General features: G+C 41.8%; 25 protein-coding genes. 14 read left to right on the forward strand and 11 right to left on the reverse strand.

The window, feature by feature from the left end:
• Positions 1–12 precede the first annotated feature (12 nt).
• Together FMM05_RS16870 and FMM05_RS16875 are read right to left on the reverse strand one after the other, a co-directional pair.
• On the reverse strand, positions 13–1,188 hold the full coding sequence (locus tag FMM05_RS16870; RefSeq protein ID WP_143374594.1) for an efflux RND transporter periplasmic adaptor subunit: 1,176 nt from the start codon (positions 1,186–1,188) through the stop codon (positions 13–15).
• A 44-nt stretch (positions 1,189–1,232) separates the two neighbouring features.
• Positions 1,233–1,715 carry a GbsR/MarR family transcriptional regulator gene (locus FMM05_RS16875; RefSeq protein WP_143374595.1) on the reverse strand — a complete coding sequence of 161 codons (483 nt, stop codon included), beginning with the start codon at positions 1,713–1,715 and terminating at the stop codon, positions 1,233–1,235.
• A 357-nt stretch (positions 1,716–2,072) separates the two neighbouring features.
• On the opposite strand from FMM05_RS16875, the gene FMM05_RS16880 reads away from it, so the two are divergent.
• Complete coding sequence (locus FMM05_RS16880; RefSeq protein ID WP_143374596.1) at positions 2,073–2,675, forward strand: lipoprotein signal peptidase; 603 nt, start codon at positions 2,073–2,075, stop codon at positions 2,673–2,675.
• Between the two features lie 182 nt (positions 2,676–2,857).
• On the opposite strand, the gene FMM05_RS16885 is transcribed toward FMM05_RS16880, so the two are convergent.
• From FMM05_RS16885 to FMM05_RS16920, 8 genes are all read right to left on the reverse strand, one after another.
• Positions 2,858–3,427 carry a 5-formyltetrahydrofolate cyclo-ligase gene (locus FMM05_RS16885; protein ID WP_143374597.1) on the reverse strand — a complete coding sequence of 190 codons (570 nt, stop codon included), beginning with the start codon at positions 3,425–3,427 and terminating at the stop codon, positions 2,858–2,860.
• A gap of 113 nt (positions 3,428–3,540) precedes the next feature.
• On the reverse strand, positions 3,541–5,013 hold the full coding sequence (locus FMM05_RS16890; protein WP_143374598.1) for an amino acid permease: 1,473 nt from the start codon (positions 5,011–5,013) through the stop codon (positions 3,541–3,543).
• A 269-nt stretch (positions 5,014–5,282) separates the two neighbouring features.
• Positions 5,283–6,056 (reverse strand): Bax inhibitor-1/YccA family protein, encoded by a 774-nt coding sequence (locus FMM05_RS16895; protein WP_143374599.1) that lies wholly within the window; start codon positions 6,054–6,056, stop codon positions 5,283–5,285.
• 350 nt (positions 6,057–6,406) lie between these two features.
• Positions 6,407–7,183, reverse strand: coding sequence for a pyrroline-5-carboxylate reductase (gene proC, locus FMM05_RS16900; protein WP_143374600.1), 777 nt, complete (start codon positions 7,181–7,183; stop codon positions 6,407–6,409).
• A gap of 93 nt (positions 7,184–7,276) precedes the next feature.
• The gene (locus FMM05_RS16905) at positions 7,277–8,395 is read right to left on the reverse strand and encodes a Fic family protein (RefSeq protein WP_143374601.1); all 1,119 of its coding nucleotides are present in this window, start codon (positions 8,393–8,395) and stop codon (positions 7,277–7,279) included.
• 182 nt (positions 8,396–8,577) lie between these two features.
• Positions 8,578–9,273 (reverse strand): SDR family NAD(P)-dependent oxidoreductase, encoded by a 696-nt coding sequence (locus FMM05_RS16910; RefSeq protein ID WP_143374602.1) that lies wholly within the window; start codon positions 9,271–9,273, stop codon positions 8,578–8,580.
• Complete coding sequence (locus FMM05_RS16915; RefSeq protein ID WP_143374603.1) at positions 9,273–9,575, reverse strand: TIGR03643 family protein; 303 nt, start codon at positions 9,573–9,575, stop codon at positions 9,273–9,275. The genes FMM05_RS16910 and FMM05_RS16915 overlap by 1 nt, the downstream gene beginning before the upstream one ends.
• Before the next feature lie 121 nt (positions 9,576–9,696).
• The gene (locus tag FMM05_RS16920) at positions 9,697–10,431 is read right to left on the reverse strand and encodes a helix-turn-helix domain-containing protein (RefSeq protein ID WP_143374604.1); all 735 of its coding nucleotides are present in this window, start codon (positions 10,429–10,431) and stop codon (positions 9,697–9,699) included.
• A 125-nt stretch (positions 10,432–10,556) separates the two neighbouring features.
• On the opposite strand from FMM05_RS16920, the gene FMM05_RS16925 reads away from it, so the two are divergent.
• The 3 genes from FMM05_RS16925 (at position 10,557) to FMM05_RS16935 (ending at position 11,617) form a co-directional block, all read left to right on the forward strand.
• On the forward strand, positions 10,557–10,859 hold the full coding sequence (locus FMM05_RS16925) for a hypothetical protein (RefSeq protein ID WP_143374605.1): 303 nt from the start codon (positions 10,557–10,559) through the stop codon (positions 10,857–10,859).
• Positions 10,860–10,979: 120 nt separating this feature from the next.
• The gene (locus FMM05_RS16930) at positions 10,980–11,231 is read left to right on the forward strand and encodes a hypothetical protein (RefSeq protein WP_143374606.1); all 252 of its coding nucleotides are present in this window, start codon (positions 10,980–10,982) and stop codon (positions 11,229–11,231) included.
• Between the two features lie 137 nt (positions 11,232–11,368).
• Complete coding sequence (locus FMM05_RS16935; protein WP_143374607.1) at positions 11,369–11,617, forward strand: hypothetical protein; 249 nt, start codon at positions 11,369–11,371, stop codon at positions 11,615–11,617.
• A gap of 146 nt (positions 11,618–11,763) precedes the next feature.
• Here the strand turns inward: FMM05_RS16935 and FMM05_RS16940 are convergent, their stop codons facing one another.
• Positions 11,764–12,282 carry a hypothetical protein gene (locus tag FMM05_RS16940; RefSeq protein ID WP_143374608.1) on the reverse strand — a complete coding sequence of 173 codons (519 nt, stop codon included), beginning with the start codon at positions 12,280–12,282 and terminating at the stop codon, positions 11,764–11,766.
• Positions 12,283–12,555: 273 nt separating this feature from the next.
• Between FMM05_RS16940 and FMM05_RS16945 the strand changes: the two genes are divergently transcribed.
• From FMM05_RS16945 to FMM05_RS16990, 10 genes are all read left to right on the forward strand, one after another.
• Positions 12,556–13,104 carry a hypothetical protein gene (locus FMM05_RS16945; protein ID WP_143374609.1) on the forward strand — a complete coding sequence of 183 codons (549 nt, stop codon included), beginning with the start codon at positions 12,556–12,558 and terminating at the stop codon, positions 13,102–13,104.
• Positions 13,088–14,413, forward strand: coding sequence for a phage terminase large subunit (locus FMM05_RS16950; RefSeq protein ID WP_143374610.1), 1,326 nt, complete (start codon positions 13,088–13,090; stop codon positions 14,411–14,413). The genes FMM05_RS16945 and FMM05_RS16950 overlap by 17 nt, the downstream gene beginning before the upstream one ends.
• A gap of 233 nt (positions 14,414–14,646) precedes the next feature.
• On the forward strand, positions 14,647–15,186 hold the full coding sequence (locus FMM05_RS16955; protein WP_143374611.1) for a hypothetical protein: 540 nt from the start codon (positions 14,647–14,649) through the stop codon (positions 15,184–15,186).
• Positions 15,187–15,502: 316 nt separating this feature from the next.
• Positions 15,503–15,952: a hypothetical protein gene (locus FMM05_RS16960; RefSeq protein WP_143374612.1), complete on the forward strand. Its 450-nt coding sequence runs from the start codon at positions 15,503–15,505 to the stop codon at positions 15,950–15,952.
• Positions 15,945–16,400 (forward strand): hypothetical protein, encoded by a 456-nt coding sequence (locus FMM05_RS16965; RefSeq protein ID WP_143374613.1) that lies wholly within the window; start codon positions 15,945–15,947, stop codon positions 16,398–16,400. Before FMM05_RS16960 ends, FMM05_RS16965 begins: the two co-directional genes overlap by 8 nt.
• Positions 16,397–17,617, forward strand: a complete 1,221-nt coding sequence (locus FMM05_RS16970) for a hypothetical protein (RefSeq protein WP_143374614.1) — start codon at positions 16,397–16,399, stop codon at positions 17,615–17,617. The genes FMM05_RS16965 and FMM05_RS16970 overlap by 4 nt, the downstream gene beginning before the upstream one ends.
• Positions 17,618–17,843: 226 nt before the next feature.
• Positions 17,844–20,048, forward strand: a complete 2,205-nt coding sequence (locus FMM05_RS16975) for a hypothetical protein (protein ID WP_143374615.1) — start codon at positions 17,844–17,846, stop codon at positions 20,046–20,048.
• Between the two features lie 70 nt (positions 20,049–20,118).
• Positions 20,119–22,929, forward strand: coding sequence for a hypothetical protein (locus FMM05_RS16980; protein ID WP_143374616.1), 2,811 nt, complete (start codon positions 20,119–20,121; stop codon positions 22,927–22,929).
• Positions 22,930–22,984: 55 nt separating this feature from the next.
• A complete protein-coding gene (locus FMM05_RS16985) occupies positions 22,985–23,224 on the forward strand; it encodes a hypothetical protein (RefSeq protein ID WP_143374617.1) in 240 nt (79 codons plus the stop codon).
• A gap of 3 nt (positions 23,225–23,227) precedes the next feature.
• The gene (locus tag FMM05_RS16990) at positions 23,228–23,473 is read left to right on the forward strand and encodes a hypothetical protein (RefSeq protein WP_143374618.1); all 246 of its coding nucleotides are present in this window, start codon (positions 23,228–23,230) and stop codon (positions 23,471–23,473) included.

Below are 23,473 nucleotides of genomic sequence, written 5' to 3' on the forward strand. Positions count from 1 at the left end.
TGTGTTGTCTTATTATTTTTTGGTGGTAACCGTTTTAGTTGTGGTGGTTTTAGTAGCTACAGCCACTGTGTCTTTAGCAGGTGCGTCAGCTTCAGCCGGAGCTGCTTCTTTCTTAGCCTGTTGCGGCACTATCTGCATGCCGTCTTTTAGTTTAGATGTACCTTCGGTAACGATAACCTCGCCGGCTTCAAGCCCGCCCGAAATGATAAAGTTATTACCCGATGTGGTAGAAACCTCAACAATTTTAGATTTAACCGTGTTGTCTTTGTTTACTACATATACGGTTTGCTTGCCCTGCACATCAAATACTGCGTTTTGAGGCACCACAATAGCATCGTTATGAACTACGGGAAGGCGAACAATACCATTGCTGCCACTCCTTAAAATAGCCTCCGGGTTAGGGAATTCAGCCCTAAACTGACTAGTACCTGTTGTAGCATTAACAAGGCCGGTTACGGTTTTAATCCTGCCTTTTTTGTTGTACTCGCTGCCATCTACCAACAGCAGGGTAACCTCCGGCGTATTTTTAACCTTTTCTTCCAGCGATGAACCTTTAAAGGTCTTGCTAAAGTTAAGCATCTGCTTTTCGTTCAGTGCAAAATAAGCGCGCATTACCTTGGTATCGGCTACGGTAGTAAGCGGCATCTCGGTAGTAGAGCCCACTAAAGCGCCTTCCTTAAACGGCAGGCTGCCTATAACACCATTAACCGGAGAGGTTATTGTACCATAGTTAGCATTTGCAGCAACACTACTGTAGTTAGCCTTAGCCTGTGCAAGCTGTGCCTTAGCTGTTTCCAGCTGCACTTTGCTTATAATTTTACGGTCTACAAGCGGTGCAAGTCGGTCTACCTCTACTTGGGCTGCGTTAACGGCAGCTTTAGCCGCATTGGCATCCTGGGTAAGGGTTTGGGTTTCCAGCTTAAATAAAAGCTGACCTTTGCGAACCTCCTGCCCTTCATCTACATATATTTTCTGGATAAAGCCGTTAACTTTAGGGCGAATCTCAACATTTTGCTGGCCCTCAAGGTTAGCAGTATACTCTTCATACACAGTAGCATTTTCCTGCGCAACGGTTGTTACAGGAAACGGCTGTGGAGCCGGTGCGGGTGGCGCGGCTTCTTCTTTCTTACCGCAAGCGGATAATATCATTAAGGCTGCAATTGCGCCAAAAAAAGATCTGTTTTTCATTAGTGTTTATTAATTATGTATGGGTAATTGACTGATGTTTATTGTTATAGGCCTTCCAGGTCCTTAAATTTTTTTATCGTTTTATTTATAAGTTCTTCCATTTCTATTATGTGCTCTTTATAAGCCTGCGTTTTTCTAAGTTCAAACTTATCTTCGCTGCACAGCATTGTCTTTTCGCGGTATGAAAGCATCCTGTCTATAATTTCCTTTTCAAAAGCGATCATTTTAATATAATTGGTAAAGCGTTCGCTAAAAGCCGAAGGGCGGTAATATTTTTTGCGGTCTCCCGGAAGGGTAAAGTAGGTTATCTTGCCTAACTTAAGCAATAGGTTAAGGTTTGTGGATACCGAGCTCTTGCTTGCCCCTGTCATTTCTACAACATCATCAAACGTTAATTGCTTTGCGCAACTGTCTAAAATAAAGGTGGCAAGTATGCGCGAACCCAGTGGTGGCAGGTGGTGTACGGTTTCAAAATGTATCCCGAACATCTCTATCAGTTCTTCCCGCTCTTTCTTAATGTCAGACATCCATGCTTAATTTTGAGGCAAAGGTATGTATTAGTTCGGTACGAACCGAACTAAACGAACTAACTTTGAGTTAAAAATTTGTTAAGAAAACTACGATAATCCCACTACATGGTTTTCGTAAAAAGGCGGGTAGTATATTACAGTGGCTTTGGGGCAGTTTGTAATGGTTCTTACAAATTTAAATATAAAACCTGTATAATATTAAACTTAAACATTTCATTAACACTGCCCGTAGGCATCGCCACGGTCATAATATTCGTTTAATATCAGAGTTGATTATTAAAACATTTCATTAACACTAATAAGAGGGCATTATTTTGATTATTTAATTTATTTTTGCAGGGTAAAAAATAAAAAATGTCTTTAAAGAAAGCCTACCTTATTGTTATTGCCGTATTGCTTATAGACCAGATTAGCAAGATATACGTTAAGACCCACTTTATGCTTGATGAAAAGGTAAAGGTTTTTAGCTGGTTCCAGATACGGTTTATAGAAAACGACGGTATGGCCTGGGGTGCCCAGATTCCCGGTTCTTACGGCAAGCTTATACTTACCCTGTTTAGGATAGTGGCTGTTGTGGGTATTGGCTGGTGGCTGGCCGACTCTATTAAAAAAAGGCAATCGGTTTACCTTATTGTTTCTATAGCGCTTATTATGGCGGGAGCTTTTGGCAATATAATCGACTCTGTTTTTTACGGCCTTATTTTTGACCACAGTTATGGCCATACGGCTACCCTATTTTCAGATAAGCCCTATGGCACCGTATTTCATGGCAGGGTTGTAGATATGCTTTACTTTCCTATTATACAGAATGCACACTGGCCTTCATGGCTGCCTGTAATAGGCGGTAAAGAATTCTCGTTCTTTAATGCCATCTTTAATATTGCCGATGCCGCCATTTCTATAGGCGTTGGTATCCTTATCGTATTCAATAAAAAAGCGTTTCCTAAGCATTCGTAGTTAGATTTTGCGCTTAGTATCTGTCAATTTTCACGTGCTGTCATTGCGAACGGAGCTTGCGGAGTGCGGCAATCTCACTCGTACCTTGTCAATAATGGGATTGCCGCGGTCGTACCTCCCTCGCAAAGACCGTGCGTGAAAACGGTTTGCAAACATGCCATAATAAGACACTAAAAACGTCGCTACACTCCAAAACTATACACCCTTTGCGGCGTTACGCAGTAATCCAGTGCCACATCGGTATCATTATGCGGAATAGTATCAGGCTCAGCTTCAAAAAAGGATAAGCCTATTTTTATAACCCCGGGTTTGCATTCCGCCAGGAACCGGTCGTAAAAACCCTTTCCGTAGCCTACGCGGTGCCCCTGCACATCAAAACCCAGTAAGGGCACAAATACCACATCCATTTTGTTAGACGGCACCTCTATGCCTTCCACAGGTTCCGGAATGCCATATTCGCTAAGTACAAGTTTAGTGTTATCGGTAAGCAGGTAATGCACCATCATGCAGCTGGTAAAATCGCTGCGCGATACTATAACCTCTTTGTCCTTCCCGGCAAGTATGCTAAGGATAACATCGGTATGCACCTCCTTTTGGTTTTCCATGGTAAGGAAAAGGTGAAAGTATATGTTATCCCAAATATCCAGCGTTAGCAGGCGATTAGCGATAGCCAGGCTCATGTGTTCAATCTCTTCTATAGAAAGTTCCTGCCGTAGGTACTTGTATTTTTGGCGCAGTTCTTTTTTAGTCATTACAATAAAAGTAAGTACACAAATATAAGCAGAACCGCCGCATGGGCGCATAAAAAAATCCCGATGGCAGGCTGCCATCGGGATTCATCAGATATTTGTGATTGTTGTTTTGTTTATTTTCCGTTGTTTAAAACACTATGCCTTTTTCCGTAAGCAAAGTAAAACAGTACACCAAGTACCATCCATCCTATAAGCCTGGCCCAGTTAAGCCATCCTAATCCGTATATCATGGCAAGGCATACAGCCACACCCAAAATAGGCACAAGCGGTACAAATGGGGTTTTAAACTCACGAACCATGTTTGGCTCCCTCTTACGTAATATAATTACCGATATACAAACCAATATAAAGGCAAACAGGGTACCAATACTGGTCATGTCACCCACAATATCGCCCGGAATAAAGGCTGCAAATAAGCCCACAATTACAAGGATAACAAGGTTAGCCTTATATGGCGTTTTGTATTTAGGGTGCAGGTGGCTAAAGAACGATGGCAATAAACCATCTTTACCCATTGAGTAAAACACACGGCTCTGGCCCAATAGCATTACAAGTATAACCGATGAGAAACCTGCCAAAATAGCTATAGTTACAAAGTTACCCAGCCAGCCGTAGCCTATCATGTATTTGTTAATGGCAAAAGCAACCGAAGCTTCTTTACCACCTGTTCTAAAATCTTCTATAGTGGCAATTCCTGTTAGTACGTGTGCAAAAAGTATATAAAGTACGGTACATACGGCAAGCGATCCTAAGATACCTATTGGCATATCGCGTTTAGGGTTTTTGGTTTCCTGTGCGGCAGTACTAACGGCATCAAAACCAATAAAGGCAAAGAACACCGTACCGGCAGCACCTAAAATACCCATAATGCCCCCAAAATTGTGGCTTACACCGCTATCATCTACATAAGTAGATGCAGCAGGGATATACTCTGCATGGTTAACAGGGTTTATAAAATTCCAGCCTAAAACAATGATAAGTATTACAATGGCAACTTTTACAATAACAATAAGCCCGTTTACAAAAGCCGACTCCTGCGTACCTTTTATTAGTAAAAGGCTTATAACACCTACAATAAATAATGCAGGTAAGTTAATAATACCATGCTCGCCTAACGCAGATGTTTGAAACGGCGAGTGCGAAAGCGCATACGGTATCGGGTCGGTATGGAGCACCGAGACCAGGAGGTTGTTAAGGTATTCGCTCCAGGCGATACCTACAGTGGCTGCACCTACGGCATATTCTAATATTAAGTCCCACCCAATGATCCATGCTAAAAATTCGCCCATGGTAGCATAGGTATAGGTATAAGCACTACCCGAGATAGGAATAGAAGACGAAAGCTCGGCATAGCAAAGGCCTGCAAGCGCACAGCCTATAGCCGCCACGATAAAGCCTATTGTAACCGATGGCCCTGCGTTTTGGGCAGCTGCGGTTGCTGTTCTTACAAACAACCCTGCACCAATAATAGCGCCAATACCTAAAGCAATTAACGACCATGCCGTTAAAGTCCGCTTTAAGCCTTTTTCCGATTCGGCTGCCTCGCTAAGCAATAAATGTAATGGTTTCCTTTTCCAGATAGACATAAATATGTGTTTAGTGTTTTGTTTGAAGTCCCAAATATAGCGGTTTTGGAATTATTATAATAATTTTAACACATTTAAGTATACTGAACCCACCGCATATACCTGATAATAAATGAGAAATGTAATTTTATCCTGATTTTTTTGAAGGGCATTACTTTCATAATTTATACAGCAAAACATGGCCGCATAAAATTGCCTGCCGTTATAAAAACCAAACCCCTAACACTATTGCAGCGTTAGGGGTTTTATATTTAGTAAGAGTAAGAGACTTAGTTGCGGCTTTGCAGTTTGCTTAGCAGCCTTAAAAATTCTATATAAAGCCATACCATGGTAATAACAAGGCCCATAGCACCAAACCACTCCATGTACTTAGGATTGCGCTGCCTTGCACCCTGCTCTATCATGTCAAAATCCATAAACAGGTTAAGGGCAGCAATAATTATTACAAAAATGCTAAAGCCAATACTCATTAGCGAGTTACCGTAAAAGAACATACCTACACCAAAGAAGGATAAGATCCAGGCAATTAGGTAAAACGATGCAATTGCAAGTGTAGAAGCTATTACAACCGATTTAAACTGCTCTGTAACCTTAACCACGCCAAACCTGTATAAAGCAAGGCACACAAAGAATGTTACAAACGTACTGCCCACTGCTTTAAGCACTATGCCGGGGTACATACCCTCAAACAACGCACTGATACCACCTATAAATAAACCCTCAAACAGGGCATATGCCGGAGCAAGGTATTGCGATTGCTTAGGTGCAAAAGCGGCAGCAATTACCATTATTAAACCAATAATGGCACCTGCAATAGTCAACGTCATTGGGTTTTGACCCATTAAGGCCATGTACCAAGTTATACCCGCACCGGTAAGCAGTAATGCAAACAATACAAAAGTTTTGTTTATGGCACCCTGCACGGTCATGGTATTGTTATAATCTATAATTTCAACAGGCCTGCCATCTGCTGTATAAACGTTGGCTTCGCCTTTAGCAAAAGACTTATTGCTTAAAAATGGGTTTTTAGATTTAAATTCCATAGTGATAATAATTTACCTCAAATATATGATATTTATGTTAAAATCAAAAAGTATGCCTTTTAAGAATCATTAACAAAATACAAATATTGGCAGTTATGATAATTCGACACGAATTACACTAATTTTCACGAATCTAAATTTGTGGTGATTTGTGTCAAAAAAAATTATAAAATAAAAAAGGGAAAACGATTAGTTCTCCCTTTTTTTGCCCCCAAAAATACCGTAAAAATTAATTTACTAATGCTATTTTGTGTAAACCTACACGTATTGACTGTTACCCACAAATATTTTAGACAAACTGTAAGCTAAAACCGACGAACTACCATTATTGCTTAAAATTGAAGCATGATTTATTCCCGAATCTTCTTAAGTGACGTTTTTATACCTTTAATTAAGGATGAACTAAAGCCCTCGTGTTCCATTTCGTTAAGGCCGGCAATGGTACATCCCTGAGGGGTAGTAACCTTATCTATAAGCTGTTCGGGGTGGGCGTTTTCTTTTAAAAGCATTTCGGTTGCCCCCAATGCTGTTTGCGCCGCAATGGCGAGTGCAGTTTTGGCATCAAACCCAATTTCTATACCGGCCTGCATGCTTGCGCGGATGTACCGTAAGGCAAAAGCCGTTCCGCATGCACCAAGCACAGTGGCGGCATCCATAAGTTTCTCGTCGATTATAACTGCCGTACCTACTTTATCAAATAGGTCGGCAACAGGCTGCAATTTAGCAATATCATCGGCTACAGCCGATATGCACGTGGCGCTTGCGCCGTATTGTGCGGCAATGTTAGGCATAATACGCACAATGGTGTTAGTACTGCCCACTTTTTTATTAAGATGATCGAGTGTTACACCACTTACCGCCGATGCTATTAGTTTACCGGCAAGATGCGGCAAAACCTCATCTAACACAGCATCTACCTGCCACGGTTTTATAGCAAGGACAACAATATCGGCCGCGGCAATACCGTGGGTGTTATCTGCCGAAAGGGCTATCCCATATTGGCTTAGGTGTTCTATCCGTTTTATATTGCGCCGGGTTACGGTTATGGAATTGCCCGAGGTAAATTGCGCCAGCCCTATAGCTACCGCCCCACCCAGGTTACCCCCGCCTATTATATGTATTTTCATGGAGTAAATCTTTAAAAGTATACAATTTATTAAAAAACAACATTAACCAAAGTGTCTTTTAGTTTACATCTAATCCATTAATGTAAACTAATTTTAATTATTAAAAATATCAAGGTATTTTCTATAGATATAAACTTTCCCATATTTATCGTTTTCATCTAATGGAGTTAATATATCCAGTTCTATAAAACGCTCAATTAATTTAGCCGCACCTGCACGGGAAAATTCCATAGAATTTGCCGCAATAGAATTTGTTACTATAGGATCCCTAAATAATAATTGCAAAAATTCTACACCACTTGTTGCTTCTCTTTTCCCTAATGCTTGTAACTTCCTCATATCTTCTTCTCTTAAAATGGTGATTTTAGAAGATGTTTCTATACTTTGTTTAGCAGTTTGTATTACTCCATCAAGAAAAAAGTGTAGCCATTCTTCAGGTCTATTGTTATGATAGGCATTCAATTTATCATAATATAATTGTTGATTTTTCTTAAAAAAACTACTTAAAAAGAGCACAGGTTTTTCAAGAATGGCTCGCTCATATAGAAATAAGGTTATTATTAACCTACCGGTACGTCCATTCCCATCTAAAAACGGATGGATGGTTTCGAATTGAGCATGTAATATTCCTGCCTGTAAAACTGGCATTACATTATCATTATGTATGTATTTTTCAAAGTCCGCTAAAGCTTTTTTCATCTCATTTACAGGAGGAGGAACGTACATAGCGTTTTGGAGTGTGGTACCACCTATCCAGTTCTGAGAGTTTCGAAACTCACCGGGATCAGCAAAATGTGTCGATCGGGCTTTAATCATTAATTCCTTATGCAGTTCTTTAATAAATCGCAAAGAAAATGGAAATTCTTTTAACCTTGCAATCCCATAATGCAGTGCCTTAATATAAAATAGAATATCATCTGCATCGGTGTCATTTACATTTATTCCTGCTTTCATTTCAAGGGCATCCATCATAGTAGCTCTTGTGCCTTCAATTTGTGCCGAATTAGTTGCATCTTTAATTACATACATATTAAGAAAAAAATCCGCATTGGGTAAAATGTGAGTAATACCATCCAATTTACCTATCAATCGCTCTGCAAGCGCAGCCTTAGTGATTATCTCTGAAGAAAATTCAGTCAATTCCTTGGGAGGAAATGGCTCAGGAATAAAAGAAAAATATCCTTCACTTTGTTTAATGCGTTTTCCTAACATAAAAATTTTTTAGTTTACATTATTATTACAAATGTAAACTATTTTACATATTAGTTTACATTTTATTTTTGAATGTAAACTAATAAATTATTTTCTTGCAGGTAAGTTACATTAAAAAGCAACCCATATATAAATTATGAGCATTTAAAGATAATTGCTTGGCTAACCTATTCCTTAAACACTTACAACAACCTTACTACCCCCATGCCGCCATCTACAGGCAATACCTGCCCAGTTATCCACGCAGAGGTATCCGACAGTAAAAACACTATGGCATTGGCAAGGTCTTGGGTGCTGCCAATTTTTTTAAGCGGGTTGCGGTTTTTTCCGGCTTCGGTCTTTTCTTCAGATCCTAACAGCTTTCCGGCTAAAGGCGTATCGGTCAAAGACGGTGCAATACAGTTAAACCTAATTTTAGGAGCATATTCCGCCGCAAGCGAACGGGTTAAGCCTTCAACAGCGCCTTTTGCCATAGCAACCGAAGCATGAAAAGGCATGCCTGTTGCAACCGCTACCGTGCTAAAAAACAACACGGCAGGATCTTCGGCAATTTTTAGGGCGGGTAAATACGCCTGGACAAAAGCAGCAGCACCGAGGGTGTTTATCGTAAAATCTGAAAGAAAGTCAGCTTCGCTAAGCCTGTGAAATGGTTTTAGATTAATCGTACCCGGAAAATAAGCCAGTCCGTTTACAGGACCTTCTATCGTGGGAAATTTTCCTGATGCGTAGCTATCCACAGTGTAAAATTGGTCATAACCGGGATTTTCGTGTTTTGTAGAAATACCAATAACCACATCGCCACGCTCATGCAGCATTTTAGCCGCCTGCACCGCCATAGCCGACGTCGCACCGGCAAATACATAAGTTCTACCTGCCATTATCGCTTACTTATTTTGTTAGAAGATATTGCACGCTGCCTGTCGCACTTAAAGCGTTTAATGGCATCGCTGCGCTTTTTGGCGTGCTTTGTCTTGCAGTTTTCTACACGGGTACGCCAAAGGGTGTAACTGCTAAACTTCAGTTCCCTTTTCATAAGCGCCTTAACGCGGTCTTCTGTTAGGCCAAATTGATAGAAGATAGCATCAAAAGGTGTGCGGTCTTCCCATGCCATTTCTATAATGCGGTTTACGTCTTCTTGGGTAATTACCTGTTTAGGCGCTATAACTAACGGTGGTATCATACACTTTGTAATTGATAATTATCAAAGATAAATGAAAAGCTAACCAACTGCTTTTAAGCAACAAAACTTTAGCAAGTGTTTAAGGTTAACGCGCGATATGTATTTAACTCTCCATACTGAGCTAATAAAAACTCTTTTTACTCACCGTCCTGTTAACATCAATAACATAAAATAGTGCCTGTATGTCGTTTAGGTGGAGCTTAAAGTCGCTAAACTCGGGGCTGTCGTTAAGGGAGTGGCAGGTAATATAGCCTTCCTCGGTATTGTGCTCTACGATCTCTTTAAGCAACGGCATCTTGCTTTGCGTGGTGTAAATAACCCAGTAGGGGAAGTCGCGAAAACGCAGCTTACCATTCCAGTGCTGGCGTTGCAACTCTCTGGTACTAACTATACTATTTCGGGTAACGGCGGCACTGCTGCCATCATCCATACTGTCGCCGTTAACCCTAAAGGCTACATAGCGCCCATGTACCGGCTTATCTACCAATATACCATGCTGACTCAAATCCATCAAAAACTCGGCATCCTGGTAAGCACTTAAAAACCCTGCCTGAACGTTAAACTCTGCCAAAGGCATCAGCATATAAAATTGCCCGTTAGGCAGCTCTATAAATTTGTTGCCGTTTTTGTTTTCAAAGTCGTCCACAATTTTAACCACCTCCTCATTATTAACTTTTTTATGATGCACTGCATCCGGCTCCAGCACTTTGTTTAATATTTCACTTTTAGATTTAGGTATAGGTTTACCCTTTTCGTAGTTGATAATTGTTTCGCGGCTGGCGCCAATAAGATCGCCCAACTCCTTTTGAGTCAGGCCCAGTTGCTCACGGCGACGTTTTATATCTAATCCTTCCATAATCAAAGCTTTAGCTAAATGTAAAAATAAATTCCACACAAAAGTGTAAAATTTAACATGATTTGATTTTGTAAAGTGGAATATTCAACTTAACTTTGCACTATACTTCACAAAGATATAATAAAATGCGTAATAAACAACACATAGCCAAAGAAATAATGCAATTGATTGCAATAAAAGCTTCATACAATTACTTCTTAGGGTCTGAAAGCTCACTATTTGAAGTGGAAAATACCACACAGGTAAAACAAAACCTAACGACAATTACCCAGTCGCTTAACGCGCTCTACGCCGAGTATAACGAGGCTGTTGATTGTCAGTTAACCGTTAACGGCAGCTCCCAACAACTGCCAATCGTTAACCAACAACTAAACATGAGCGCAATAATGCACTTTAACGCCGACAGGCGGTTTACAATTACTGAATAGAGTGGATTTGGTTATTTGGGGATTTGGTTATTCGCCCCAACTCCAATAATCAAATCCCCAAATAACCAAATCCACCAAACTTTAAGACTTGCAACTTTACAATTTTTAAATCACAAAAAAATGACAATTACAGGAACAATTGAAAGCATTGAGTACCGCAACACAGCCGGTCACGAAAAAAAAGTAGTAACTCTTGTGCCCGATGGCAGGCAAAGGGCGTTTGTAGAATTCCGCGGCCGCCGTATGGACGACCTTAATGAATACAAAGAAAACGATGAAATACACGTAACAGTAACACTGGAAGGTAAAATATCTAAAAACAGCGGCATACAATACAACAACCTTGTAGCGCAAAGTGTAACGAGCTGCTAATTTGGTAATAGGGTGGATTTGGTTATTTGAGGATTCATTGATTTGGAGCTTCGAATAACTGAATCATCAAATTAACAGATTAACAGTTACCACTCACAAATAACCAAATCCACGTATCAACAACAAAACATAAAATCATGAATTACAAAATAAAAGGCATTATAACCGCCATAGGCGATATAAAAACCACAAAATTAGGCACCGCAGTACAGCAACTGCATTTTGAACAGGAAACCGGCCGCATGTTTTACCCGTCGGCGCTGGGCACCAAAATAGATCTCTTAGCCGACATGCTGCCCGGCGATGTAGCCGAACTCGAATTCCACATCTCTGGCTCTAAAGGCACTTACAACAATGTGATTATAGACAATCTTGTAAGGGTTTAAGTGAATTGCGGGTTTTGGGTTAGGAGTTGTTGGTTACCGAAGCGCCTGTTGACTTTAAAACTTTCGACTTGATGACTTTACTAATTGTTCTTTGACATACTGTTTAAAACTCTCCTTTGCAGTTAGCAGAAGAGAGTTATGAAATTTTATTTATCAACTTTAATATAAGTGTACATAGAAATATTTTTGGGCCGTGTTTCAGCTCCGCCTTCAGGCTCTGTAGAATAGGTTGCAGGATTCCAAGCATATTTAGAATTAGATCCACGGCCACTTACATCATTTCGGGCAGCACCTTCAAATTTATGACTGTGCGCTTTAAGCATATCATCCTGAAAGCTACCCGCCAGTCTGTTAGCATCAGTATCTACACCTTTACCACTATAATTACTGCTTCTTATAAAAGCACCCAATGCATTTGGTAAATAATACTTATCTCCTTTTTTTGTAAGTATATTAAGCTGCGCATTATTTTTTAAGATAGTAAAAAGTGAGCTTTTTTGATCCACCTCACTGCCGTCGAGTAAAACCCAAACTCCTTTTTGAGTAATCTTAAATGTCTCAGGAGTTAAAAGTGACTGTTTAATACTGCCTACGTTTTCCATCACAGTACAGGAAATTAATAACGGCGGAATAACAATCAACAAAAGTAAAATTTTAGTCTTCATAATTTTAAAAATTAAGTTAATAATCTCAAAATTAAACATCTAAACATTATCAAAACATCCCCATCAATAGGTAATTACTGAGCGCATTTACTTAAAACTAATTTAATCAATCGCTTTGTACATAGTCATCATAGCACGCCACCAGCTCAAGCAGCGTTATTTACATATTGATAGATCTTATTAAATCCTAACGGTAAATTTAAAGTTATCACATTGATTGTAAATCCAAACACTCATAATTGGCCCCCAATATTTCCCAATCCCTCTTTTGAAATGCAAGAAACCGAAGCCCAGAACAGCGCTTCCTTTTCCGCCCCTACCCCTGCAAAACGCAAAACCAATAATGGCCCTTATAAACAAGAATATGCAGAGCAGGTCTATAAGCTCTGCCTGCTCGGCGCTATAGACCGCGATCTGGGTTCCTTTTTTGGTGTAACCCGAGAGACCATTATCAACTGGAAAAAAAGCAAGCCTGATTTTGGCGAGGCCGTAGCCCGCGGCAAACGCGCGGCTGATATGGAGGTGGCCGAATCGTTATACCGCGCCACGATTGATAGGGTTATTTCCACTAAACAGGCCGTAAAATGCAAGGAGGTATATTACGACGAAAACGGAAAGCGCGTAGAAAAGGAGCGCATAGAAATAGTGGAGGTAGAAAAGCATGTGCCCGCCTGCTTCCGCTCGCAGCAGTTTTGGCTGCGCAACCGCAACCCCAAGCTTTGGAGCCTTAAGCACGAGGAACCTGACGATTATCCCGTGCGCAACTACACGCTGAATTTGGGCCAGGGCCATAATCCGGATGACGATGAAACTCCTGCCTAAACAACAGCATGCGGTGTACTTTTTAAAAGACACTATAACCGAAGAAGTACTGTACGGCGGGGCGGCGGGCGGTGGCAAAAGTGCTCTGGGCTGCCTGTGGCTTATGGAAATGTGCGGCCGGCACCCCGGCACCCGCTGGCTGCTGGGCCGTAGCAAACTTAAAACACTTAAAGAAACCACACTGACTACGTTTTTTGAATTAGCCAAGCAGCTACGCTTATCCCGGCAATTTAAGTACAAGGCTACAGAGAATATTATTTATTGGAACAACGGTAGCCAGATCATCTTAAAAGACCTGTTCTTATACCCATCCGACCCGAATTTCGACAGCCTTGGGTCGCTCGAAATTAGCGGTGCGTTTATAGACGAATGCAACCAGGTACACTACCACGCCTGGCAAATTGTAAAGAGCCGCATAAGGTACAAGTTAACCGAATTTAAGCTCATCCCTAAAATGCTGGGCAGCTGCAACCCGTCTAAAAACTGGGCGTATAAAGAATTTTACAAACCGCACCGCGATGGTTCGCTACCGCCTTACCGGCGTTTCATTCAGAGCTTGCCAACTGATAACCCCTACCTGCACCCCAGTTATTTACAGTCGCTTTTAAGGCTTGATAAAAACAGTCGCGAACGCCTGTACTTTGGCAACTGGGAGTATGACGATGACCCTGCTACCCTTATTGACAACGACAGTATTGCCGACTATTTTAAACCGCACCATCTATCTCCTACCGGGCTCAAGTACATGACTATAGACGTTGCCCGTAAAGGCCGCGACAAAACAGTCTTTAGAATTTGGCACGGCTGGGTGTGCATAGCACGGGAGAGTATAGCCAAGTCTGGCCTGGACGAAGTGGTAAGCCGCGCCAAACTGCTGCAAATTAAGCATGGCATTGCCCTAAGCAATGTTGTAGCCGACGAAGATGGCGTAGGCGGCGGCGTGGTCGACTTTTTAAAATGTAAGGGTTTTGTAAACAATTCGGCACCACTACAAATGCTTGAGGGCAACACCTACATAAAACCCAATTACGACAACCTTAAGAGCCAGTGCTCCATTAAGATGGCCGAAATGATTACCAACCGCCTTGCCGGAGAGCTGTGCGACAATGATGCCGTACAGCAAACCACCGCTGAAGAAATGGAACAGGTAAAACTTAAAGACATTGATAAAGATGGCCGCCAGGGCATTACACCCAAAGACCGCATTAAAGAACTCATAGGCCGCAGCCCCGATGAGTGGGACAGTATCATGATGCGTTACTGGTTTGCGTTGCGAAGAACATATACGGCGAGAGTGAGGGTTGGGTAAAGCGATTATTTGTGTATTTGTGTATTGGTTATTCGTAGCGCATTTGCCGCACTGTCATTGCGAGGGAGGCACGACCGCGGCAATCTCATTATATTTTACTTGTGGGATTGCCGCGGTCGTGCCTCCCTCGCAATGACGGCGCGTGAAGAAAAATCCGTGAAAACCAGCGATTGCGATGCATCCGTATTACTTCCAAATAACCAAATCATCCTATTACCAAATCCACAATAAAAATGAAAAACATCACCCTAAAACAATACACCCAACTAAAAGATACCTTGCCTTACGACAGCATCCTAACCCACCTCAACCCAAAGAATAATTTCGGCGGCAGCCAGATGAATATTGGGCAAATGCCTTATGCTAACGTAAAATACTGCATCAGGCTGTTGCCGAAGGTATCCGACTGGCACGGTATCCAACAGCTTTTTGAGATATGTTTCGGTGTACCCGAAAAAACCTTCTGGCGCACTCACATTACCGACTATTTCGCCGCCAGAAAGTTCATGCTACAGGAATTTGAACGCATTATAATTACCGAAAACAAGCTGCTCGCTACACAAAGTACCGACGCCCACTTGTGGCAAATGGCAGGCGCCGATAAGCTCAAACCCTACAGCGACACCCTGCCCCTGTTGCAACTCGGCAAGCTGTTGGGCCAATACCCGTTTGACCTTGGCCGAAAGCCCTACAGCGAGATCTTTAACCTGCTCGCACAAACCAAAACCCAAAACGAGGTAGAGGCAGAGTACCAAAAACTAAGCAAGGGTTGATTTGGTTATTTGTTAATTCGGTTATTTGGTTTCGCAGTACAGTCCAGCTTGTCATTGCGAGGCAGGCACGACCGCGGCAATCCCACACGAAATACAATAACATTTTTTTTTAATGTTAAACATTCAATTAAGCAATATTTGAGATTGCCGCGGTCGTGCCTGCCTCGCAATGACAGCACGTGAAGAAAGCAACTTGAAAATCCGCGCTGCGCAGCATCCGGCTCATCAGCGTTCAATCCAAATAACCGAATTAACAAATTACCATATCCCCAAAAACCAAATTACCACATCCCCAAATAAACAAATCCACATAAAAATGAAAGACATAGTACGCATACTGCAAGACATAGCCCAGGCAAAAAGCTTGGAATACCACTACGGCAAAAAAGCCGCCCTAAACCTGCTGGATGGCAGTGCCGAACCCGGCAAAACCTTCCTGCTGCACGAGTTTACCAACCGTAAAAGCGAATATAACGATTCGGGTACCAAAATAACGGCCGCAACCTACGAGGGCAAGTTCTTTTTGGTAAAGCACTCCGACTTCGACCAGCAGTATTTTGCTGAAGCAGGTACAGAAGAAACATCTAAATATACGGCTAACATAGAGCCGCTGTTACAGGTTTTTAATGACATTGGCAACAGCCTGGCATGCCTTTCGGCAGAAGTTACCCAATGGGATAATATAGATGTTACGGATGCGCTTGATGCCAATATGGATGGCCTGCTGTGCAGCTACAGCATTAAAATGCCGGCACATTATGAGTAGCGCAGCACAAATACTGCAAGCGGAATTTACCCTGCTTAAAAAGGATATAATTGCGGCGTATGAAGCAAGCGGGATGGCAACCAGTGGTAACTGGGGCAAAAGCGTGCAGGTGGTAAGCCTGCCCAACGGAATTAGCATTATGGCTGATGGTTACATAAACGGCCGCAAGCCCGGCAAAGTGCCACCCAGCGAAGCTATAGAGGCATGGCTTATAAAAAAGGGTATTGCCGCACGGGTAAGAGATGACATAAGTACCTCGAGCCTTGCCTTTTTAATTGCCAGAAAAATTGCCAAAAAAGGCTGGCAGCCCAAGCCCGGCACACAAAACCCGGTAGATGCCGTAGCTACACCGCAGCGCATTCAGCAAATAATAGATAAAGTGGGGCAGGCGCATTTAGCAACTTTTACTACCGATATTTTAAACTCCCTAAACCAAATTTCTGTATGATAGTATTTTCACCCTCGGTTAACGAAGGCAAGCTTCGCCCGGCCTATAATAATGATATTTACCGCTTTAAGAGCGACTCGGTTTTAGCTTCAAAATATTGTGATATTGAGTTGGGTGGTAATCCGGCCGCGAACATCCCTAATATAAACATAAGGCTGTACCCCGACCCTGCCGGTAACTTTTTTGTAAACTTTATGCCGTATATAAAGTCGGATATTAACAACACAAATTTTGAAGACAACCTTACACCTAACCTGCAGGCCCAGTTTCCGCAAAGCTTTATTTACGACCGCACTACAGAACGCTATCTGCAAAGAGGCACCTGGTTTTGGATTACCCTTGCCGATGGCTCTGTAGATTCTGCCTACAAGATCCTGGATTACCTTTGTAGCGTAACCCAGGCAGGCGATAAGCTGCAAATGAATAAAAACAGCATCTACGCCCTTTCACCCTGTAAACCCGATACTGCGAACAATTATTACCTTAAATACTGGCAGGGCTACCCGTTTGATGTAAGCCTTTACTACCCTAAAACCGGGCCATTAAAGGTTAAAAACCTAACCACCCTTTTTAACCGCGATTTTACAAACACCGGCAAGGTACACCGCCTGTTTTTCTCAGATGGGCGCAGCGATGAAACCCTGGAAGACCTGCTGCCTATGAACGAGGGTTTTAATACTTTAGAGCTTACCCAAACCAATTTATTAGGGCTGGCAGACAGTGCCAATACAATAATAGATACTACAGTACGCAGTACACTACCCAACAACACTATTTATATAAACTTGCAAAAAGTGCCTTATGAGTGTGGTGTGTACCTAAAATGGTTTAACCCCCAGGGAGGTTATAGCTATTGGCTGTTTGAAGACACTTACAGCATAGACCGCAGCACCAAACAGCTTGGCGAGCTTGACTTTGATAATGCCAATGCAGAATATACCACGGCACGTACCCGCCAGATAGGAAAGGAAAGCCAGGATACCCTTAAAATTATTGCCGAACTGCTTACGCCCGATGAGCGTAGCGTTGTAGAAACCATTTTAGACAGCCCTAAGATATACCTCTTTACCGGCAAGCCTTTTGCCCGCAATGCAGCCGATGACTGGGTAGAAGTTACCCTTAAAACCACATCGGCACGGCTTAAAAACCCGCGCCAACAGCTTACTAATTTTACTTTTGATGTAGAATTGCCTGCAAGGTATACGCAAACTCTATAGCCGTAAAGTCTTAAAGTCATCAAGCCGAAAGTCCTTGCCCACAAAAAAGAGTGGAGCGATGAATGGGTATAGTTTGATATTCCGGATGCATTATTAATAGTGTTTAATTAAGATGCTAAGTGTTGCTTTTCCCCTCTCCTTTGGAGATGGGCCGGGGTTGAGGACTTTCGACATTAGACCTCTTGACCTTTGACTAATTCAAATATTTCCTCCAAACCATAAAAATGTGTCCCTACTCCTCTACATAAACGGGCAGCTGGCCGATCTTGATGCCGGACAAACCATAGCCCAAACCAAACAGGTAAACGACCTTAACAGCCTTGATAACCGCCAGGCCAGCTATACCAACAAGTTTAAGTTACCCAAAACGGCTACTAATGTTAAGATAATGGAGTACCTAACCGTTACCGGCAATAACTCTAACGTACCCTATCAAAAAAACGAATGCAGCCTGTTTAGCGAAACCGGCGAGTGCTTTGTATACAACGGCTGGGCAATGATTACTGATGGCGGCAATGATTATGAAGCCGTTATTTATGATGGCATTGTAAGCCTATACAAAAAGATAGAGAACCAAACCCTGGCCAATTTAGAACTGGCAGATGACCTTAACCACACCAAAACACTGGCTAATGTTATGGCTTCCTGGTCTAACCCTAATACTAAGTATAAATATATAATGGCTAACTATAACGGGGCTACTCATTACATACCGCCGTCCTTTCCTCCTCAATTAGTAGTAAATGTAGATTATCTGTTGCCATCAGTCAATGTAAGCTGGCTTTGGCAAAAAGTCTTTACACAGTATGGGTTTACGTATAGCGGATCGGTTTTTAATTCAGAAGATTTTACCAACCTGTGGGTAACCTATCCTAAAGGGGTAGCTACTTCAGATCTTAATGTATCCCAACTGGAAAGCGACACTATTTTATATCACACCCCTGCTACTGTATATAATACAATATATTACGTAGCCTTTACAGGAAACCCGGTTACCAACCTGCTCTCGTTTAACTCTAATATTTTTTGCCAGGTAGCGCAAACAGGTAAATACCGGTTAAACATATCGGGCAAAATTACCACCAGCGGCGCCCCAACTAAAATGTACCTGGCTAAAAACACGAGTAATTTATCTGCCGACTATGCACCTCAATTTAAGAACATCACGCATGAATTAGATTCGGGAACTGACTTTTCAAGGTCGGTACTCTTTGATCTCCAGGCAGGCGATAGCGTAGCCATTGTAATACGGTCGGCTGATTCCGCCGGGCAATACTATTTGCATCACGATGAGTGTGAGCTTACCGTTAATCTGGAACTTGTGGGCGGTAAAGAGATAGATTTTCAGGGGGCTTTTGAAAATTTTTCTATTCGCGATTTTGTAAACGAGGTAATTTACCGCTTTGGGCTTACACTATATAAAAGAAAAGACGACAACCATTACGATTTTTTAACCCTGCAGGAGCAGCTCCAAACGCCACAGCTTCAAAACTGGAGCAGCAGGTTTGTACGCAAAACCGCCGAAAAATACACCTTTAGCAACTACGCCCAGCAAAACTACCTGCGCTATGCCTATAATAATAAAGATGACAGCTATCATGATGCTGCATTTGCTGTAAACAACGCCAATTTAGATGACACGAAGGACATATTTAAATCTAAAATATACGCCCCCGAAAAAGACCATGCAATGTATTTGGGCACGCCCTCTAACATTTATAAAATGTGGGATAAAGATGTAAATGTAGATGCCGAAACCGGGCAGACAAACATTACTTATAAGCCTTTAGACAGCCGGTTTTATTTTTTAAAGAGTACTGTAAAACAATTTGGTTCGCCCATAAAAATCGGGTCTAAAGAGTATAACACATCCCAATTAATTTATAGCTGCCCTATAGAGAGTTTTTATAAACTGCCCTTTACAGATGTTGTTCAGGATTACTACACTCCATTAAATGCTATATCTGATAAAGCACAAATAGTTACAGCAGAGTTTTGGCTTACTGATAATGATATTGCAAATTTCGACTTTAAAAAGCTGTATTACCTGGAGCAGCTATCATCTTATTTTATTATGAATAAGATAAACAACTACATACCCGGTAAGCCCACAAAATGCGATTTAGTTAGGGTACAATACACGGGCGAGGCACAGCCTTACCTTGCACTTACGCACATACAAATTAATGGCCTTGCCACTACAAGCTACAATGTAAGCAGTTTTGGTAATACCACGATTATATTACAATACTATCAGCACTATAATGATACAGCTGAAATTGTGTGGCAAAATGCTACCGGTGGTACACAAAGCCCAATACCGTTAACCTTTCCGTTTGCAGGTACATTTACCGTGCGCTTGTGGTGCAACGGTTTAACATCTAACACCATTACCATAACGCTGCCGTCCAATCAAACCATATATGCATAATAAAGATTAAATAGCATCTTAAAAACTATAAGCTTTGAAAACAATATTTTCAATATAAACGTAATGTAATATGGCAAACAATAGAATTGTAATAGCACAACTTGATGTAGATATAAGTAAAGCTAAAGAGCAACTTAAGTATTATGCCAATAGTATAGATGATACTATTGAAACGATGAAACGATTAACTGCTGAAGGCAAAACTAACACTGTAGAGTTTAAAAACCTGGAAAATCAGCTAAAATATACAAAAGAGCTGCACAGCGAATTAGCTAAGAATATTGATGTACTTACAGCATCAATGCAAACGCAACTTGAAGCCCAAAAAAAGCTCGATGCTATAATACAGCAAACTAACACATCAGAAAATGAATTCATAAAAAATAATGAAGAGCTGCTAAGGCAAAAAAAAGCACTTATTATAACTGATGCTGACTACGAAGCCAATCTTACCCTCATTAATTCCAAAATTGCAGAAAACAACAAATGGCTACAAGAAAACGGATCTGAACACGCCAGGCTTATAACCACTATGAACGACTATAAGCAGCAGGTTAAAGAAAGTTTTGATAGCATTAATATTTTTAACGGAGGTATCTCGGGGTTAACCTCCCGCGCACAGGAAGCGGGAGGTGCCATACCGCTGCTTAAAAATGCCTTTAACGGAGTTACAGGCGGCATAAAAGGTATGGGAGCCGCTATAATGGCTAACCCTATAGGCGCAATTATAGGTGCAATTGTAATAGTAGCCCAGGGGCTGTATAATGTTTTTAAAGATTTTAAACCCTTAATGGATAAGGTAGAGCAGGGTATGGCTGCTGTGGGTGCCGTAATAGATACAATTAAAAATTCTATCATCGGTTTGCTTACCGGAGCAGCATCGTTTGGCGAATTTTTTTCCGGTATCACCACAGGTGCCTCAAAAGCAGCTTCGGAGGCCATGAACCTTAAAAAGGCACAGCAGGAACTCGCAAAACAAATGGGGTTGCAGGACATTGCCAACCAAAAAGCGCAGGTACAAATGGCAGAATATATTGCACTTTCTAAAGACCAGAACCTAAGCGAAGAAGATCGTATTAAGGCATATAAAAAAGCGGCAACCATAGAGTCTCAAAATTATGCACAGCGTAAAAAGATTGCTAACGACGATTATAATAACGCCGTAATAGCAATTGCCGTTAATACAAACCTTACCAACCAGGAACTGGCCAACCTAAAAACAAAAGGCGTTGCCTATGCGCAGGAACTGGCCGAAAAAAAAGCCATAAGCAAAGAAGAACTCGACCTCTTAAAGAAAACGCAGCTGGAACGTATAAAAATTGATGGAGAAGAAAGAGGGCTGGTACGCAAGCACAACACCGAACTCGGCGCTATGCACAAGCAATTTGCAGATGACAAAAAAGCCACGGACGATAAAAATAATGCAGATGCACTAAAGAGGCAGCAGGAACACGAACAAAAACGTACCGCACAATTAGACCGTTATGCCGCTAAACTTAAACTGGAGCTTGATATCTTTATGCAGGCACAAGGCGAAAAATCTAAATCGCTTAAAGAAGAACTTGATTATGCCGAAGAAGTTAAAAATAAAAAGCTTGCCATAGCCCGGGCCGAATTTAATGCTTCCGAAAAAACCGCTAACGATAGACGTACATTGCAACTGGCAGAAAATGAAGCAAAAGCAGAGGGATTAAAGAATACCGCCGAGGCTACGGCTAAATATGCCCAGTCGGAACTCGACCTATACATCCAAACGCACGTTAGTAAACTTAACGGCGCAAAAACACTTACCCAGGATCTTATTGCCGAAGAGGAGAAAAGGCTGGAACATATTAAAAATTCTAAAATTAAAATACTGGATGCCGAAAGCAAAACCAACCAGCAAATTATAGATGATAAAAGGGCAAAGAATATTGAGCTTAGCACAGAGGATAATGCGTATCTTACTAAAAAGGCTGAAATAGAATCTGAATTTAAAACCCAGACACAGGCAAATAATGATGCCCTGGAAGCACAAACCAAAGCACAAAAAGCAGCACAGCTACAGGCCGATAAAGATATTGCAGTAGCCAATGCACAAACGCAATATGACGCCGATTTGATTACTGAGCAACAGCGTTTTGAGGCCGAACTGGAAACGCTTAAGACACAGTATGACAATAAACTTCTTACCAAGGAGCAATATGATGCCAAAGTTAAACAGAGTACTGAAGTTAACGCTGATAACGAAAAGAAGATAGAACAGGCAAAAAATACAGCCATAACATCGCAATATGCCACCTTGTTTGGCAATGTATCACAATTGCTGGGTAAAAAAACGGCGGCGGGTAAAGCCGCAGCCATAGCAGAGGCAACAATGAATACTTACAATGGTGTTACACAAGTTTGGGCATCAAAAAGTGTATTGCCGGAGCCGATGGCTACCGTTGCTAAAGTGGCTAATACGGCAGTGGTTGTGGCATCGGGTTTGTCGGCCGTTAAAAAGATAACTTCTACAAAAGAGCCAAAGTTAAAGCAGGGCGGCTTAGTGGCCGTGGGCGGCAACCGCCATAGTAATGGAGGCACTATGTTTACCGGTGCCGATGGCACCCGTTTTGAAGCAGAGCAGGGCGAACTTATTGGGATTATGAACCGCAATGCGGCAGCACACTTTATGGCGTTTAATAATGCTTTCCCGGCTGGTGGGAGTGCTGCACCCAATTATTTTGCCAATGGCGGTATTGTATCGCGCGAAATGGCAACACCGGGAATCAATATAGACGAGCTGGCTGCAAAAATAGCCATCGCAAATGCGGCTATTCCCGCGCCTGTGGTATCAGTACAGGATATTATTACACAGGGCAACAGTTTTGTACAGGTGCGCGATGGGGCAAATTTTTAAAGTATGATTTGTTGATAAAATCGCAATCAAAAGACTTGAACTATAACAACTTCGCGTGCTACAAAATATTCTAACCGGCTGGAAAAACTACCTCAGCAAAAGCGAGGTTACAGAAGCCATAGCCAAACACAGGGCTGCTGTTTGTGCGGCATGCCCTAATGCCCGACAGGGTAAACTACTAACCTTTATAAAAGACCGTTTAAAAGAAGTAGAAGGCACTTATTGCAACACCTGTAAATGCCCGCTTAGCGCAAAAGTGCGCAGCAATGATATTTGCCCAAAAAATAAATGGTAAAACATGACCCGATATGAAACCATACAGAGCCTTGGTGATAATTTTATAAAACTAATGGGCAAAGGCCTTGTACCAACCCATATTTTAGACTGGAAAGTGTACTATGAGGCTTATATTAGAGAGGCTGAGATACTAACGTTACATCGCGGCAAACGCAACAAAACCCGGGCCGCCTGCAACGTAGCCGAGAACTATAAAATAAGCGAACGCAGCATGTTTAATGTAATTGCCTTTATGGAGGGGTGTTAG

It is taken from the genome of Flavobacterium zepuense, assembly GCF_007097145.1.
Taxonomy (GTDB): domain Bacteria; phylum Bacteroidota; class Bacteroidia; order Flavobacteriales; family Flavobacteriaceae; genus Flavobacterium; species Flavobacterium zepuense.

Bases quoted from the DNA above. Each gene is read 5' to 3' on its own strand.
- FMM05_RS16870 (WP_143374594.1), bottom strand. From the start codon at position 1,188: ATGAAAAACAGATCTTTTTTTGGCGCAATTGCAGCCTTAATGATATTA.
- FMM05_RS16875 (WP_143374595.1), bottom strand. From the start codon at position 1,715: ATGTCTGACATTAAGAAAGAGCGGGAAGAACTGATAGAGATGTTCGGG.
- FMM05_RS16880 (WP_143374596.1), top strand. From the start codon at position 2,073: ATGTCTTTAAAGAAAGCCTACCTTATTGTTATTGCCGTATTGCTTATA.
- FMM05_RS16885 (WP_143374597.1), bottom strand. From the start codon at position 3,427: ATGACTAAAAAAGAACTGCGCCAAAAATACAAGTACCTACGGCAGGAA.
- FMM05_RS16890 (WP_143374598.1), bottom strand. From the start codon at position 5,013: ATGTCTATCTGGAAAAGGAAACCATTACATTTATTGCTTAGCGAGGCA.
- FMM05_RS16895 (WP_143374599.1), bottom strand. From the start codon at position 6,056: ATGGAATTTAAATCTAAAAACCCATTTTTAAGCAATAAGTCTTTTGCT.
- proC (WP_143374600.1), bottom strand. From the start codon at position 7,183: ATGAAAATACATATAATAGGCGGGGGTAACCTGGGTGGGGCGGTAGCT.
- FMM05_RS16905 (WP_143374601.1), bottom strand. From the start codon at position 8,395: ATGTTAGGAAAACGCATTAAACAAAGTGAAGGATATTTTTCTTTTATT.
- FMM05_RS16910 (WP_143374602.1), bottom strand. From the start codon at position 9,273: ATGGCAGGTAGAACTTATGTATTTGCCGGTGCGACGTCGGCTATGGCG.
- FMM05_RS16915 (WP_143374603.1), bottom strand. From the start codon at position 9,575: ATGATACCACCGTTAGTTATAGCGCCTAAACAGGTAATTACCCAAGAA.
- FMM05_RS16920 (WP_143374604.1), bottom strand. From the start codon at position 10,431: ATGGAAGGATTAGATATAAAACGTCGCCGTGAGCAACTGGGCCTGACT.
- FMM05_RS16925 (WP_143374605.1), top strand. From the start codon at position 10,557: ATGCGTAATAAACAACACATAGCCAAAGAAATAATGCAATTGATTGCA.
- FMM05_RS16930 (WP_143374606.1), top strand. From the start codon at position 10,980: ATGACAATTACAGGAACAATTGAAAGCATTGAGTACCGCAACACAGCC.
- FMM05_RS16935 (WP_143374607.1), top strand. From the start codon at position 11,369: ATGAATTACAAAATAAAAGGCATTATAACCGCCATAGGCGATATAAAA.
- FMM05_RS16940 (WP_143374608.1), bottom strand. From the start codon at position 12,282: ATGAAGACTAAAATTTTACTTTTGTTGATTGTTATTCCGCCGTTATTA.
- FMM05_RS16945 (WP_143374609.1), top strand. From the start codon at position 12,556: ATGCAAGAAACCGAAGCCCAGAACAGCGCTTCCTTTTCCGCCCCTACC.
- FMM05_RS16950 (WP_143374610.1), top strand. From the start codon at position 13,088: ATGAAACTCCTGCCTAAACAACAGCATGCGGTGTACTTTTTAAAAGAC.
- FMM05_RS16955 (WP_143374611.1), top strand. From the start codon at position 14,647: ATGAAAAACATCACCCTAAAACAATACACCCAACTAAAAGATACCTTG.
- FMM05_RS16960 (WP_143374612.1), top strand. From the start codon at position 15,503: ATGAAAGACATAGTACGCATACTGCAAGACATAGCCCAGGCAAAAAGC.
- FMM05_RS16965 (WP_143374613.1), top strand. From the start codon at position 15,945: ATGAGTAGCGCAGCACAAATACTGCAAGCGGAATTTACCCTGCTTAAA.
- FMM05_RS16970 (WP_143374614.1), top strand. From the start codon at position 16,397: ATGATAGTATTTTCACCCTCGGTTAACGAAGGCAAGCTTCGCCCGGCC.
- FMM05_RS16980 (WP_143374616.1), top strand. From the start codon at position 20,119: ATGGCAAACAATAGAATTGTAATAGCACAACTTGATGTAGATATAAGT.
- FMM05_RS16990 (WP_143374618.1), top strand. From the start codon at position 23,228: ATGACCCGATATGAAACCATACAGAGCCTTGGTGATAATTTTATAAAA.